We start from the raw sequence: 15,690 nt of genomic DNA, 5'->3' as shown, positions 1-15,690 counted from the left end.
CATCACCTCTTCATCTTTGGATCAAGCGCATCTTGCAAGCCATCACCTAAATTGTTAAAGCAAAACATCGTGAGTGAAATAAAAAATGCCGGGAAAAATAAACGCCACCAATGTCCATTGTCTGACAGCACAGTCGGCAAAGCATCATTGGCCATCACGCCCCAGCTTGCAAACGGCGCTTGAATACCTAAACCGAGAAAGCTAAGGAACGCTTCAGCAAATATCGCGGTCGGCACAGTGAGGGTCATCTGGACGATAATCGGCCCCATCGTATTCGGCAGAAGGTTGCGGCGAATGATCCGCAGGCTTTTGGCACCAAAGGTTTTTGAGGCAAGGACATATTCCTGGCTTTTCAGCTGAAGAACCTGACCTCTCACAATTCTTGCCATTCCAATCCATCCTGTGACAGTGAGTGCTACAATAATGGTGACAAGCCCTGGCCCCATGAGCACCATCAATAAAATGACGACAAGTAAATAAGGAAGTCCGTAGAGCACCTCGACAATCCGCATCATGATATGGTCATAGCGTCCGCCTTTATAGCCGGCTATGCCCCCATAAATCACACCGATGGCAAAATCAATCAGGGCTGCCATGACGCCCACAAATAACGAAATGCGTGCTCCGTACCAGGTACGTGTGAACACATCTCGCCCAAGCTCATCTGTTCCGAACCAGTGAGCAGCCGAGGGCGGCAGATTTTGCATCGAAAGACGCTGCTCTGTCACACTATTTGGCGCAAGCAATGGGCCTAAGATTGCCATGACAAAAAGAAAAATCAGGACCGATAGACTAAACATCGCAAGCTTATTTTGCTTCAGCCGCCTCCATGTATCAGCCCAATAGGAAAGAGAGGGTCTTTTAATGGCATGGGCTTCCGTTTTCTTTTGCTCGCGAGGAGAAAACCATTCGTCCGGGACTTCAGGATGCCTGTTCGGTGGATCATGCTGAAGGTGTATACTCATGCCTTTCCTCCTTTCTGATGCAGCTGAATCCTCGGATCAAGGAGACGATACGCCACATCGACAATGAAGAGAAGTGTGATTAAAATAATGCTGTAAAAAACAGTGGTTCCCATGATGACAGGATAATCACGGTTGTTAATGCTCTCGACAAAGTATTTTCCCATTCCAGGAATGGCAAATATTTTTTCAATGACAAAACTTCCTGTTAAAATACTTGCGACAAGTGTTCCAAGAATGGTCACAACGGGTAAAAGTGCATTCCGAAGCGCATGCTTAAATACAATTTTTAAGGGAGAAAGTCCTTTTGCTTTGGCAGTACGGATATAGTCTTGCGACAGCACTTCAATCATGCTCGATCTCGTTAACCTGGCGATAATGGCCATTGGCCCGACAGCAAGGGCGATTGTAGGCAGCACCATATGCATTGGACTTGTCCACATCGCTGTAGGAAAGAGCTTCAAATTGACAGCAAGCTGCTGGATTAATAAGGTAGCAAAGATAAAGTTTGGAATGGATATACCGAAAACAGCAATGGTCATAGCGATGTAATCAATCAAACCATTATGCCGGAGGGCAGCCATGACCCCTAGCAGAATGCCAGAGATGACAGCAATCAATATTGAGATAAGACCAAGTTCTAATGAGACTGGGAAGCCTCTCGCCAATAGATCATTGACACTTTCAGAAGGCTTTTTAATGGAAGGACCAAAATCAAAGGTAACAATGGATTTTAAATAGATGACATATTGAACATAGAGTGGTTCGTCTAAGTGATAGTAGCTTTCGAGGTTTCGCTGGACGGTTTCGTTTGTATTTCGTTCTTCATTGAAAGGCGATCCTGGGATGACCTTCATTAAAATAAACGTTAAAGTCGTAATCGTTAAGATCGTGGCAATCATCGCAATAAAACGCTTGAGCAAAAAGCTGGCCATCTACTGTCTCCCCCTCGCTTAACAAAATGTTGTACGTGCGGCAAGCTCTGTCATGACAAGCATCGCTTGATAGGCTTCTAATATATTCTCAGCTTGGTACGTCACCATTGTTGTTCCTTCTATGATGGCAGTACCCGGCATTAAATTCGCCCATTCAGCTTGTCCATAGTTGGCAAACTCAATCTTAAGCAGCGGCTGATCAGGAGGCGTCAGCGGCTTCATTTGATCAATCTGTTTCATCGCGGCTTCCACTTGCTGCGAGATTTGTTTATTGACTTTGGCTGGAGGTAAGCATTTCACAGCAGATCTTGAGATGGTCTCTTTCACCGCTACTGTTTTCACACCAGGCATCAGCTTTTCTGCCTCTAGTGCTGCTTGATCATCCCCGCAAACAAGAATCACTGGAACACCATAGTAGCCTGCAACATACGCATTAAAACCCATTTCACCAATTGGATGATCATTTATGTAAAAATGTCTGACCCCAAAAATCATACTGTGCGACATCACACCTTTCATTGATGCTCTTGCATGATAGCCTAAAAAAACAGCTGCATCATAGCTTTGATCCAACCCTTGCACCATGGAATAAGGCTTTACATCACCTGATATGAGAACTGCCTCTTCATGCAGTTCTTCGATCAAAAGATTATTCATTTTAGAATGACTGTCATTCACCAAAATGTCGGTGGCACCATGCTGAATAAGCGCCTCTACACAGGCATTCACTTCACCTGTCATAATACGTCTGCCCCGCTCATAGTTATGCTGGCGTGAATCAACAAATGTATGATCAGCTAGACCAGTAATTCCCTCCATATCGACAGATAGATAGAGCTTCATTCCCATCCCCCTTTAATTAAACATAAAATTTGTGTATATTTTTCTAAATTTTCTAAAAAATTATATGAGAACTTGATTGATTTTTCAATACAATGTCTGAAAATAAGGAATTTAGACTCAGATAATACAGGTCAAAAGACTATTTCAGAAAGGATTTTTTTAACAAATAAAACACCACTAACTATGTCTTTAGTGGTGTTTATCCGCTTCATTAATCTGCGATTTCAGCTGTTCATATTTCTTCATGGTTTGTGTAAATAAATCATCAAACATCTGAGGTGCCTGCTGTTGAATGACCTCAGCACCTTCTCCTGTAATTCCCCCTTTTGTCGCCACTCTATCGACAGTTTCAGCAAAGGTGAGACCTCGTTCTACAAGGATCTGGCCTGTCCCTAAAAGGGCATACGTTAAAAATTCATTCGCTTCCTCTAAGGAAAGATCACTATTTCTCACAGCGGCTTTCGCCATTTCTTCAAACAGAGCAGCAATAAAACCAGGAGATGAGCTTGTCAAATTGCTTGCCGCATCAAACCGGTCTTCCTCTACCTCCCTGACGATGCTAAAAGCTGAAAGCAGACGGTGTAAACGTTCTTTGTTCTCACGCCCTGCGGCTGCACCATGCGCAACAAGGGATACGCCTGTGCCAACAGCTGACGTGAGTGTTGGGATGTATCTAGACACTGGCTGTGTTGTATGCGCTTGTAACTTTTCTAATGTCACAGCTGCTGCTACTGACACAATATGTACCGCTTTCGCTTTAGATGGCAGCTGATCTAGAACATCTAGTACAGCAAGCGGCGGCACGCAGACAAACAATATATCACATGACGCAGAAAGTTCATCTAATGAACAAATGCTGATTTCTTGATGCTTTTCTTGAAGCTGATGCAGGCGTTCCGTTTCACTTCTTGTATGGATCATGATTTGATGAGCATCTAGCACCCCATTTTCCAACCACTTTTGCACCATCATATCAGCCATACTTCCATATCCAATAATTCCGATTGTCTCCACAGTTTAAACTCCTCTATTTGCTAAGATTCACTACTTATTTTAACAATTTCCCACAATGTTTTCATTTTTATCCCACACTTTTTTCTTACGATAAAATCAGTCACCACCACATACGGTAAAACACCTTGAACACATACATGAAAAAATAAATGAAAGAGAGTGATTCGGATGACTCACAAAGATGACAAACAAACTATTGAACAACCTCAAAAACAGAAGAAGCCAAATGGCTGGTTTAAACCATTCGTCAGCGGTGTTGTGGGCGGTATATTAGCGTTAGGTGTCTATGTTCTTACGCCATATGCTCAGCATTCATCAGACAGCACTGCAAATGATTCGGCAGCGAAAACAGAAGCAGTATCGACAAATCACACGAATTTGTCAAAAACAACAGCCGTCCAAACAGCAAATTCATCAAACAGCATTTCCAGCATGGTCGAAAATGTATCACCAGCAATTGTCGGCATTACAAACTACCAAGCACAAACTCAAACAGACACGAGCTTTGGCGATTTCAGTAACCCTTTCGATGAATCACAGCAAAACAAAAGCAGTCAAGAGGAAGAAACCGGTACAGGCTCAGGAGTGATTTTCAAAAAATCAGGCAATAAAGCCTTTATTTTAACAAACAACCACGTCATTGAAGGGGCAAACAAACTCACCGTATCCTTACACGATGGCAAAACCATTGAAGGAAAACTGGTCGGAGCTGATCCGCTCACTGACCTAGCTGTTGTGGAAATTAGCAGCAGTCATGTGACGAAGGTGGCGGCATTAGGCAATTCCTCCTCACTGCGTGCTGGAGAAACTGTCATCGCAATCGGAAACCCGCTTGGTGAAGACCTTTCAAGAACGGTGACACAAGGAATTGTCAGCGGTGTCGATCGAACAGTCTCTATGAACACATCAGCAGGCGAAAGCAGCATTAATGTCATTCAAACAGATGCAGCCATTAATCCAGGTAACAGCGGCGGCCCGCTTCTGACGACAGACGGAAAGGTTGTGGGGATCACGAGTATGAAAATCTCTGAAACAGGTGTGGAAGGCATTGGATTCGCGCTGCCAATCAATGATGTCAAACCAATCGCTGATCAGCTTCTCGCAAAAGGAAAAATTGAACGTCCATATATCGGCATCAGCATGCTGGATCTCGAACAAGTTCCAGATGTGTATCAGAAAGAAACACTCGGACTTAAAAGCAGTCAGCTCGATCAAGGCGTGTATGTCAAAGAAATCGCCGCTGGCTCACCTGCCGCCAAAGCAGGCTTAAAGTCAGAGGATGTCATTACCGCCATCAATGGAAAACAAATCAAAACTGGCAGCGAATTACGTCACGAGCTATACACGAATACAAAAGTAGGAGACACCGTGAGCATCACCCTCATTCGAAACGGAAAACAAGAAACAAAACAGGTCACATTAACACAATCTGAATCTAAGCAGGTCAGTTCCTAATGAAAAAACAGCTCAATTATGAGCTGTTTTTTTATGACGATTGAATTGGCGTTAATCTTTGTTCAATTTCTGCTCGTTTATGCTCTAGGAATGGCGGAAGGGCTAATTGATCGCCAAGTACATCCACCCCTTCATCGACTGTAAACCCAGGACCATCTGTTGAAATTTCAAATAAAATACCATTTGGCTCTCTAAAGTAAAGAGCTTTAAAGTAAAAACGTTCTACAACACCAGAATTCGTAAAGCCTGCTTTTGATATTTTTTCATACCATTTTTCAAGCTCTTCTGCATCCTTCACGCGGAATGCGACATGATGCACACTTCCTCTGCCGGAACGTTCAGAAGGCCCTTCTGTTTTTTCAATCACATGAATTTCTGTTCCAGCACCGCCATTTCCTGACTCAAAAATGGTCACGATCTCACCATCATTTGATTGTTCACGTGCTCTTTCGGTGAAACCAAGGATTTCTGTTAAAACACGGATCGTCTTATCAGCTTCTGCAACGGTTAATTCAACTGGACCTAAACCTCTAATCGCATACTCTGCAGGAATATCATCATGCACTGGCGGTGAGCCTTCTTCTTGTGCGTTCGGTTCTACTGTTAAAAACAGCTGCTGCCCTTCTGGATCTTTAAAACGCAAGGCAGGTCTTCCGCCTCTCAAGGAAGCTGTTTCTTGCTGTACGCCTTTATCTTCAAACCGCTTTTCCCAAAACGTGAGTGCCTCTTCAGAAGAAACGAGAAGGCCTGTGCTTGTGATCGCATTTGTCCCTTCCAAACGGCGGGCAAGCATTGGAATCTCAAAGAATGTAAGCTCTGTTCCTGGTGAAGCAACCTCATCTCCATAAAACAAGTGATACATAGACGGGTCATCTTGATTGACTGTTTTCTTTACAAGTTTCAAGCCAAGAATTTGGCGATAGAAATCAACATTCTTCTGAGCATTGGCTGTTAACGCAGATACGTGGTGAATCCCATTGATTTTCATTATTTTCACTCCTATTTTTAATTATCTCGAATTCGAGATAATATCCTTATGAATAAAATAGTTCATTTTTCAAGAAAAGTCAACCATTTAACTGTACGTTTACTGGATGTTCGGTTTCTGGACATTAAATTAACATTAAATCGAAAATAATCTTTCATTGTTCGTTTTTAACACAACATTCACCCTAATATCTCCAATAAACGAACACTTTCAATCACAAATACGAAAATCAGAAAATTTTTTTAATTCTTGTTTTCCTAAAATCGTATTACAATGAACAAAATACATGTCACAGTAACGTACGAAAGTGATGCAGGAGGTCGTGTGTAATGAACAAAGAACAACCAGCGTTAAAACAAGACATCGGCTTATTTTTCGCCCTATCTCTTGTCATCGGGACCATTATCGGGTCAGGCGTCTTTATGAAGCCAGGCAACGTCCTTTCCTATTCAGGGAGCTCAGACATCGCATTATTTGCTTGGCTGTTAGGTGGAATCTTAACCCTTGCAGGCGGACTGACTGTCGCTGAAATTGGTACACAAATCCCCAGAACCGGCGGTTTATACGCCTATCTTGAAGAAGTGTATGGTGAATTTTGGGGCTACTTATGCGGCTGGGTGCAGATTATTATTTACGGACCCGCCATCATTGGAGCACTTGGTCTTTATTTTGGTTCATTATTAGCCAATTTATTTTCTCTTTCGACTTTATGGTCTACGACGATCGGCATTATCACCGTTTTATTTTTATGTATCATCAACATCATGGGAACAAAATACGGCGGATTTGTTCAGGGGCTGACCACTATTGGAAAGCTTGTCCCAATTGCCGCTATTATTGTGTTTGGCATATGGAAAGGTAACGAAAACATCTTCATGGCTGTCAACGATAGCATCGCTCAAATGAACTTCGGTGCAGCGATTTTGGCTACGTTATTTGCTTATGATGGCTGGATTTTACTTGCTGCGCTTGGAGGAGAAATGAAAAACCCTGAGAAACTGCTTCCTCGCGCGATGGCAGGCGGAATTTTAATTGTGACGGCTTGTTATCTCTTTATTAATGTCGCACTTTTGCACGTGCTGCCAGCTGATCAAATCGTCCAGCTAGGTGAAAATGCGACAAGCACTGCTGCTACCATGCTCTTTGGACCAATTGGCGGGAAAATCATTAGTATTGGGATCATCATCAGCATCTTTGGCTGTTTGAACGGAAAGGTTCTTTCATTCCCACGTGTAATTTTTGCGATGGCAGAACGAAAGCAGATTCCTTTCGCCAACGCGATTTCCCGTATTCACCCAACGTTTAAAACACCTTGGATCGCTGTATTTGTGCAAATTTTGATCGCCATTGTGTTTATGATCGTCAGTAATCCCGAGAAGCTGTCTGAAGTATCGATTTTCATGATCTACATCTTTTATGTCATGGCCTTTTTCGCCGTCTTTAAGCTGAGAAAACAAAACAGCGGAATGAAGCGTGCGTACAGTGTACCACTTTACCCGCTGACACCAATCATTGCGATTATCGGTTCATTATTCGTCTTAATCAGCACCATGATCACCGATTGGAAAAGCTGTCTGATCTCCATGCTGATCGGGATGGCTGGACTGCCTATTTATTATTATATGAAAAAAACACAAAATAAAGCAGAGCACTAATCAGTGCTCTGCTTTATTTTTTATATTGTTTGATCACTTTGTATGATTCGTTTAAATATCTCATGAGCCGGTATGGCTTACTAAGCACGCGGATTGGGAGCCTTGAGATAAATCCATTCAGGTTCGACTTATATTCCTGCGTGATCCGCTTTGGCTTTGTCGCTATTTTTTCATATACTTCTTTGTAAAATTCCTTCATGATGTCGACTTGCACACTGATCTTTTGATGACACTCTGTACACTCAACGCTTTTCATCTGATCATTCACATAAACGATGCTGTGGAGGGTCTCTTCTTGGCACCGAGTACAATGTAGGTTTGCTTCCATTTCGGTTTTCTTCAAGATACACAGCTCCTTTCTCGTTTGATGTTGCTCTTGTTATACCATTCGAACGCTGCAAGCCTTTTATTGCACGGATGCTTCCTTTAAAATGGCTGCCGCCGTTAGTTCGTCTGTCACCAGTACTTGGATGAAGCCGCCATTTAAAGCCCCTAAAATACTTTCTGCTTTATGGGTTCCTTCTACAACAGCGATGACCGTTTTGACGCTCTTTAATTGTTCCAGCGATAAGCCTATGACCTTTTGATTCAGTTCATCTTGGACAGGTTTTCCTTCTCCATCAAAGAAACGAAAACCAATATCACCGACAGCGCCTGATTGCCTTAAACCAGATAAATCCTCTTCTTTTAAATAACCGACTGTTTTTAAAGTCGACCCTTTATGCGGGTTGCCAATACCGATGAGGGCAATATCCACATTTCTGCCTTCTTCAAGCACAGCTTCTATGTCCTGCATCGCCATAAGCCGTTCTTTTAATTCTTCTGTTTCTAAAATCGCAGGGGCATATAAATAGGAACATGTGCCGTTCATTTTCTTTGCCAGCTCATATGCCAGCTGATTGGCATGAATATCGACTGCCTGCCTGCCCATTCCGCCCTCTAAAGGAATGACCTTCACATCGTTTCTTCGTTCAAACGGATATTCTTTGACAAGCTCAGCAAGTGTCGTCCCCCATGAAATACCGATTTTCTCCGCATTTTTCATGTTTTTAGACAAATAATAGGCGCCTGCTTGACCGACTGCCCGCTTCACCATCTCGGACATTGTCCCAACACTTGGGACAACGACCGCATCTGTTAATTGAAAGGTTGTTTCCAGCTGCTTCTCAAGTTCCACTGTATGAATGCTTTCGTCTTTAATGTACACTTCAACGATTCCCACATCTTTTGCTTTTTGTAAGAGCTTTGAAATGACTGGTCTTGAGACATTGAGCTTTTTTGCAATTTCTTGCTGCGTCCACCCGTCTGTATAATAAAGATGAGCAACTTTGACGAGCTGTCGTCTTTCTTCCCAATTCAGCATGTGACATCATCCTTTTAATATACTATGATTACCAGTATATCAAACATTCGTTTCCAATTGGAACAATTGTTATGAAAATGACAAAAAGAGCGATTAACTCTCCGCTCTTTTTCCCTCAGTATATTTCGGCTGATATGTTCTCCCACCGTCTAACAAGATAATTTGTCCGTGCAAATAACTCCCCTCATCACGTGTGAGAAATAAAGTGAGTCCCGCGATATCATCAGGTTTTCCTAACCTTCCGATGGGAATGAGTGATTGCAGCTGCCGTTTCTCCTCAACAGTCGGATAGAGTGTATCAAGCATTTGAGATTCAATCACGCGGGGAGCAATCACATTGATGCGTATATGATGGGAGCCTAGGTCCTTTACGAGCGATCGCATCAATCCAAAAGCACCTGCTTTTGATGCATAATATTGAATACCGCCGCCTGAGCCGGTGATGGCCGATCCCGATCCAATAATGACAACACTGCCTTCCTGCCGCTCACACATATAGGGTGCCAACGCTTTGATGCAATAGTAAAGACCATATAAGTTCACAGCCAGTGTCTTCTTCCAAAGTGAAAAATCGACTTCTAAAAAAGGCAGAGATTTTGTCATTCCTGCTGAATACACAAGATGAGCAATACCGCCCAGCTCCCTTTCAGCTGCTGATATCATTTGCTGAACACTTTCCCACGATGAAACGTCAGCTTGAAATATCAGCAGCTGAGGATACTGTGTCTTTAAGAGCGAAAGTCCCTTTTCATCTATATCTGACACAGCAACTGGCTGTCCTTCTTTTAAAAAACGCTCAGCTATTTCTTTTCCGATCCCTTGTGCTCCGCCAACGATGAGAACTGGTTTTTGATCATTAGCCAGCGCTCTCACCCCCATCAAGCATAATCGCCACGCCATCTGTAAATGCACCATAGGATGTACTGAGGAACACCGTCATATGGGCCACAGTCTCCTTGATTTGCTCTGTATCAGGAACCAAATCGAGAGGCGGAGGCAGCAGCGCAAGCACCCGAATGCCTTTGTCTTTAAATTCTCTTGCTAACCCTTTTGTCATGGCATTCAGCATAGAATTCGAAGTAGCATGCGAGATCCCGCCATCTCCTGTGATACTGCCTGATGACGATATATTAATGATGCAGCCTTGCTTCTGATCAACCATATGCCATACGGCAGCCTGACTGGAAAGAAAGACGGTATTCACAGCCGATTCCACTTCATCTACCCATCCATCAGGGCTCACGTCATCAAGCTCTGCGCACGCTCCTTGCTCTGCTTGATTGACCAGAATATCCAGTTTACCGCATGTATCAATCACTTGCCTCAGCATCCGTGTCGCATCATGCGGTGTTTCCAGCGGGTTCTGAATAATACTCGCTTGACCGCCCATTTTTTGAATGTCTTCACGAATGGTTTTAGCCTTTGATTCATCATGAAACGTGTGTAAAAAAACATGTGCACCTGCCCGGGCTAAAGCCAGGCAGATGGCTTCTCCAAATCCATCTGTGCTACCTGTCACAAGTGCCGCTTTCTGATGAAGCTGGACGTGCACACGTATCTCCTCCCTATCCCTTGTTTGTCCATTATTTTCTCAGCTTACTCACGATATCAAGTGCTGCTTCATAAAAACCTTCTGAGATGGTCGGATGCGGATGAATCATTTTCGCCATCTCTTCTGCTGTTCCTTCTAAATACATAAAGGAGGAAGCTTCTGAAATCATCTCTGTGACGTGCGGGCCAACCATCGTCGCGCCAATCACTTCACCATAGGCTGTATCGTATACCAATTTAATAAAGCCTGTTTGCTCACCTGCCGTTAGTGCTTTACCGCTTGCCGCTAAATCAAATCGTTCTGCCCGCACGTTAAGTCCTTTGGCTTTTGCCTCTTTCTCAGTCAGACCGACACTTGCTACCTCTGGTAATGTATAAATACATCTAGGCATGATATCAGCATTCATTTTTTCAGACACACCGCAAATATTACTGACCGCAACAGCGGCCTCTGCCATCGCTGCATGAGCCAGTTGATAGCCGCCAGCAACATCCCCAACTGCATAGACACCTTCAACGCTTGTCTGCATCTTGTCGTTCACCTTGATAAAAGGACCATCCAGCTGAAGATCAAGCTGGCTGACAGCAGAAACACTAGGTCTTCTTCCTACACAGACAAGCAATCTTTCAGCCGTAAAGATATGCGCCTCCCCTTTATCGTCTGATGCATGAACCGCTTTGACTCCTTCGCTTTCCGTTACCTCTGTCACAGTGGTTTTTTTCGCGATATGGATGCCTTTTTTCTTTAATTCTCTTTCTAGCAGCTTAGATGCTTCCTCATCCTCTTGCGGAATAATGGACGGAGCTGCTTCAATAATCGTGACTTTTGATTGAAGGCTCTGGAAAATACAAGCCAGCTCAAGCCCAATGACACCACCGCCAATGATGACGACAGAAGCAGGAATATCTGGGATGTCAAAGATCGTATCACTTGTGTCAAATTGAATGTCTTTAAGGCCCGGTATTGGCGGAATAGCGGGTGAAGATCCAGTGGCAATCATGAGCTCTTTCGTTTCAATCGATTCTGAACCGTCTTGTTTTTCAATCTCAATCTGGTGTCTTGTCACAGCTGTACCTCTGCCGTTATATACATCAATCTTTCCTTGCTTTAATAGAAAAGCAATTCCGCCTCTGAGCTTTTCAATGACGTCATCTTTGCGCTTTCTCATTTTATCGAAGGAAAGGACCAAATCACCTGTTTCAATTCCCCAGCTTTTCGCCTTCTCAATTGATTCAATGACTTCTGCATGTTTGAGCAGTGTCTTTGAAGGAATGCAGCCCCGATTTAAACAAGTACCGCCAAGAAAATCCTCTTCAATCAATGCGACCTTCCGTCCACGCTCAGCTGCTTGAAGGGCGGCAGTATACCCGCCAGGCCCTCCGCCAATGACTGTCAGATCATACGTTTTCGTCATCCGATTCATCTCCTACATTAGCAATTCAAATGGTTGTTCAAGCACTTTTTTAAGGTCTGTTAAAAAGGCAGCCGCTGGTGCGCCATCTACCACTCGGTGATCAAACGATAAACTAACGCCCATCATCGGCCGCACCTGAATTTCTCCATCTACCACAACAGGTTTTTCTTGAATGCGCCCAACGCCTAAGATCGCCACTTCTGGCTGATTGATAATCGGGGTAAAGGTATCAATGGCATACATACCTAAGTTACTAATGGTAAAAGTGGACCCTTTCAGCTGGTCTGGCAGCAGTTTTTGGTCACGTGCGTTTCGGCCGATTTCTTTCGCCTCTTTTGTCAGCTGTTTTAATCCTTTTTGGTTCGCATGAGAAATGACTGGAACCATTAAGCCATCTTTTACAGCGACAGCGAGACCAATGTGCACATCATCATGGAAATGGAGCTCATTTTGTTCAAACGTCATATTGATATGCGGGTGTCTCGTGAGTACATTGCTGACCGCATGAATGATAATTTCTGTGAACGACAGTCTGTAGCCTGTCTCTTTTTCAATCGCTGGCAATAGCTGTTTGCGTACTTCTTTTGCTTTTGTCATATCGATTTCACTTGTTAATGTCACGTGCGGTGCTGTAAAGGCACTTTGTGACATGCGATCAGCAATCACTTTTCTCATGCCAGCTAGTTTTTGTGTTTTCACTGGAGAAGACTCAGCTGTTTTTACAGCTGCTGCCGTTACATCACTCTTCATAATTTTTCCGTGCGCACCAGATCCAGCAACATTCGCTAAATCGATTCCTTCACGAGCAGCCACTTTCTCTGCTAGAGGTGACACGCGCTGGTCTTTCTCATTAGAGTGGACAGCCGCCTCGACGTCCCGCTTTTGAACTCTGCCTTTAGGTCCTGTACCAGATACCTCATGAATCGCTACATGATGATCCTTTGCCGTTTTTCTCGCCGCAGGAGTGGCACGCACTTTTTCATTAGGTGTTTTTGGGGCTTCAGTAGAACTGGATGAAGCCGTGTCTGATGAAGCCGATTCGCTGCTGCCGGATAAATCTTCATCTGATTGTGCTGGCGGTTCGCTTGGCACCTGTTCATTTGCCTCTCCGATATATCCAATGACAGCATTGACTGGAATTTGATCATCGGCTTCATAATATTTCTTTAGAAAAATACCATCATCATAGGCTTCCACCTCGATATTGATCTTGTCTGTCATAATTTCAAAAAGAGGCTCACCGATTTCAACCGAATCTCCTTCTTCTTTAAACCATTGAAGCAAGGTGCCGACTTCCATCGTACTGCTTAGCTTCGGCATAAATATCTCTTTTGGCATGATCTTCTCCCCTTTACTTAAGAGCGCACAAGCTCTTTTGCTGCTTCAATAATATCTGGCACTTGTGGAATGACCGCTTTTTCCAGCGTCGGGTTGTATGGTATTGGAACCGCAAGACCGCCAAGTCGTTTAATTGGAGCATCTAAGTAGTCAAAGGCTTCACTTTCCGCTATCATACTTGCAATCTCTCCGCCATAGCCGCCTCGTTTTACCGCTTCATGAACCACGATACATTTACCTGTTTTCTTCACAGATTCGATAATCGTTTCTTCATCTAATGGGACAAGTGTTCTTGGGTCAATGATTTCAACATCGATTCCCTCTGCTTCTAGTTCCTTCGCCGCTTCTAACGCTTTGTGTACCATAATCGCTGTTGCTACAATCGTGACGTCCTTCCCGCTTCTTTTCACATCTGCTTTTCCTAGAGGAATTGAATATTGCTCTTCAGGCACTTCACCGATTGTTTTATATAAAAGCTTGTGCTCGTAGAAAATGACAGGGTTGTCATCATCCATCGCTGCTTTTAAAAGACCTTTTGCATCATAGGCTGTTGAAGGCTGAACCACTTTGAGTCCTGGAATATGGGCCATCCACGCTTCTAAGCTTTGTGAGTGCTGCGCCGCTGCACCCGTTCCCGATCCTGCTGGCGTTCTTACAACGAGCGGCACCTTCCCTTTTCCTCCAAACATGTATCGTGTTTTGGCTGCTTGGTTCACAAGCTGATCCATTGCGATTGTAATAAAGTCAGAGAATTGAAGTTCTAAAATCGGACGCATACCGGTTAAAGCCGCTCCGACTGCCCCACCTGCGATGGCAGCCTCTGAGATAGGTGTATTGCGAACGCGCTCTGGCCCAAATTCTTCAATCATGCCGCGCGTGACCCCAAAAGCACCTCCATATACGCCAATATCTTCACCTAAAATGAAGACATCTTGGTTTTCTCTCATTTCCTGACTCATAGCCTCTCGAACGGCTTCTAAATATGAAATCTCTCTCACTGTTGTTTTTGTCACGTGATTCCCCTCCTAATTAGGCGTATACATCCTCTAATAGTGTGTCGATTGACGGTTCTTTACTGTTTTTGGCGAATTCTACAGACGCTTCAATTTCCTGCTTCGCTTCTTCCTGTAAGCTTACTGCCTGCTCTTCTGTCAAAACATTCAGTTCAATCAAAAGAGACTTAAAGCGTTTGATGCCGTCTTTTTGTCTCCACTCTGTCTCTTCTTCACGTGTACGGTATTTTTTCGCATCACTCTTAGAGTGACCCTTCCAGCGGTACGTTTTCATTTCAATAAGTGATGGGCCTTCTCCCGCTCTCGCACGGCTGACTGCTTCATCAACTGTGTTCATAATTTCAACCATGTCATTTCCATCAACTGTTTTCCCTGGCATTCCGTAGCTTTCTGCTCTTGTTGAAATATCTTCAATGTTGATCATTTCTTTCACAGGGCCAGACATGCCGTACTGGTTGTTTTCACAAATAAACACAACTGGTAAATCCCAAATAGACGCAAGGTTTAATGCTTCATGGAAGCTGCCTTCATTTGTGGCGCCATCTCCGAAGAAACAAAGAACAACAAAGCCTTCCTGCTTCATTTTAGATGTGAGCGCTGCACCTGTTGCCAGCGGGATACCGCCGCCAACAATTCCATTTGCCCCAAGATTTCCTTTTTCTAAGTCCGCGATATGCATGGAGCCGCCTTTTCCTTTACAATAACCGGTTTCACGTCCAAACAATTCAGCCATCATTTTATTGACCTCGGCCCCTTTTGCAATACAGTGACCATGTCCTCGGTGTGTGCTGACGATCTTATCTTTATCCTTTAACACGGCAATCGATCCAACAGCTGACGCTTCCTGTCCAACACATAAATGAGTGGTGCCATGGATAAGTCCTTTTGCAAAGAATTGATCGACCTTTTCATCAAAATATCTCACTAACCACATTTGTTTATATAAATCTGCTAACTTCTCATGACTAATCTGTTCAGGCAAAGTGATTTGTTTTTGCATTTCTTCTCTCCCCTTTACATTTGTTCTTGTATGTTACATTTGTAATTATCATACGTTTAAGTGTCAACGAAGTCAAGCAATTCTCTCTCATTTTTAAGCGTTTTCATCTTTTGTCAGAAAAAAAGAGAAAGGCAAAGCCCTTTTCCAAAGAACTTCTC

At 43.6% G+C, this 15,690-nt stretch carries 15 protein-coding genes; 2 read left to right on the top strand and 13 right to left on the bottom strand.

The genetic code is table 11. From position 1 onward, the window contains the following. Positions 1–2: 2 nt before the first annotated feature. From MHI46_RS06270 to proG, 4 genes are all read right to left on the bottom strand, one after another. A complete protein-coding gene (locus MHI46_RS06270) occupies positions 3–965 on the bottom strand; it encodes an ABC transporter permease (protein WP_144464805.1) in 963 nt (320 codons plus the stop codon). Further along, complete coding sequence (locus MHI46_RS06265) at positions 962–1,897, bottom strand: ABC transporter permease (RefSeq protein WP_039177974.1); 936 nt, start codon at positions 1,895–1,897, stop codon at positions 962–964. Before MHI46_RS06265 ends, MHI46_RS06270 begins: the two co-directional genes overlap by 4 nt. Positions 1,898–1,915: 18 nt before the next feature. After that, the gene (locus tag MHI46_RS06260) at positions 1,916–2,740 is read right to left on the bottom strand and encodes a M55 family metallopeptidase (protein WP_144464807.1); all 825 of its coding nucleotides are present in this window, start codon (positions 2,738–2,740) and stop codon (positions 1,916–1,918) included. 189 nt (positions 2,741–2,929) lie between these two features. Then, entirely contained in the window at positions 2,930–3,754 is an 825-nt protein-coding gene (proG, locus tag MHI46_RS06255; RefSeq protein ID WP_064498347.1) for a pyrroline-5-carboxylate reductase ProG, read from the bottom strand. A gap of 168 nt (positions 3,755–3,922) precedes the next feature. On the opposite strand from proG, the gene MHI46_RS06250 reads away from it, so the two are divergent. Then, positions 3,923–5,209 carry a trypsin-like peptidase domain-containing protein gene (locus tag MHI46_RS06250; RefSeq protein ID WP_064498346.1) on the top strand — a complete coding sequence of 429 codons (1,287 nt, stop codon included), beginning with the start codon at positions 3,923–3,925 and terminating at the stop codon, positions 5,207–5,209. A 31-nt stretch (positions 5,210–5,240) separates the two neighbouring features. On the opposite strand, the gene MHI46_RS06245 is transcribed toward MHI46_RS06250, so the two are convergent. Continuing rightward, positions 5,241–6,197: a ring-cleaving dioxygenase gene (locus tag MHI46_RS06245; RefSeq protein ID WP_342503172.1), complete on the bottom strand. Its 957-nt coding sequence runs from the start codon at positions 6,195–6,197 to the stop codon at positions 5,241–5,243. Positions 6,198–6,526: 329 nt separating this feature from the next. Here MHI46_RS06245 and MHI46_RS06240 point away from each other — a divergent pair, with 329 nt between their 5' ends. Beyond that, entirely contained in the window at positions 6,527–7,852 is a 1,326-nt protein-coding gene (locus tag MHI46_RS06240) for an amino acid permease (RefSeq protein WP_039177966.1), read from the top strand. Positions 7,853–7,865: 13 nt separating this feature from the next. Here MHI46_RS06240 and MHI46_RS06235 read toward each other — a convergent pair whose 3' ends face one another. From MHI46_RS06235 to pdhA, 8 genes are all read right to left on the bottom strand, one after another. Beyond that, positions 7,866–8,195, bottom strand: coding sequence for a hypothetical protein (locus MHI46_RS06235; protein ID WP_024426788.1), 330 nt, complete (start codon positions 8,193–8,195; stop codon positions 7,866–7,868). Between the two features lie 63 nt (positions 8,196–8,258). Further along, positions 8,259–9,215, bottom strand: a complete 957-nt coding sequence (locus MHI46_RS06230) for a sugar-binding transcriptional regulator (protein WP_024424944.1) — start codon at positions 9,213–9,215, stop codon at positions 8,259–8,261. 93 nt (positions 9,216–9,308) lie between these two features. Further along, positions 9,309–10,094 carry an SDR family oxidoreductase gene (locus MHI46_RS06225; protein WP_059376856.1) on the bottom strand — a complete coding sequence of 262 codons (786 nt, stop codon included), beginning with the start codon at positions 10,092–10,094 and terminating at the stop codon, positions 9,309–9,311. Next, a complete protein-coding gene (locus MHI46_RS06220) occupies positions 10,072–10,767 on the bottom strand; it encodes an SDR family NAD(P)-dependent oxidoreductase (RefSeq protein ID WP_058838938.1) in 696 nt (231 codons plus the stop codon). Before MHI46_RS06220 ends, MHI46_RS06225 begins: the two co-directional genes overlap by 23 nt. 31 nt (positions 10,768–10,798) lie before the next feature. After that, the gene (gene lpdA, locus MHI46_RS06215; protein WP_260775872.1) at positions 10,799–12,181 is read right to left on the bottom strand and encodes a dihydrolipoyl dehydrogenase; all 1,383 of its coding nucleotides are present in this window, start codon (positions 12,179–12,181) and stop codon (positions 10,799–10,801) included. A gap of 12 nt (positions 12,182–12,193) precedes the next feature. Next, positions 12,194–13,519, bottom strand: a complete 1,326-nt coding sequence (locus MHI46_RS06210; RefSeq protein ID WP_260775871.1) for a dihydrolipoamide acetyltransferase family protein — start codon at positions 13,517–13,519, stop codon at positions 12,194–12,196. A gap of 17 nt (positions 13,520–13,536) precedes the next feature. Continuing rightward, positions 13,537–14,517 carry an alpha-ketoacid dehydrogenase subunit beta gene (locus MHI46_RS06205; protein WP_034281944.1) on the bottom strand — a complete coding sequence of 327 codons (981 nt, stop codon included), beginning with the start codon at positions 14,515–14,517 and terminating at the stop codon, positions 13,537–13,539. Between the two features lie 31 nt (positions 14,518–14,548). Continuing rightward, positions 14,549–15,532 carry a pyruvate dehydrogenase (acetyl-transferring) E1 component subunit alpha gene (gene pdhA, locus MHI46_RS06200; protein WP_342503171.1) on the bottom strand — a complete coding sequence of 328 codons (984 nt, stop codon included), beginning with the start codon at positions 15,530–15,532 and terminating at the stop codon, positions 14,549–14,551. Positions 15,533–15,690: the final 158 nt, after the last annotated feature.

The sequence above is a fragment of the Bacillus sp. FSL K6-1000 genome (assembly GCF_038630785.1).
Lineage (GTDB): Bacteria > Bacillota > Bacilli > Bacillales > Bacillaceae > Bacillus > Bacillus safensis.
Note: the sequence above shows the minus strand (reverse complement) of the source record. Positions and strands in the feature narration are given on the sequence as shown.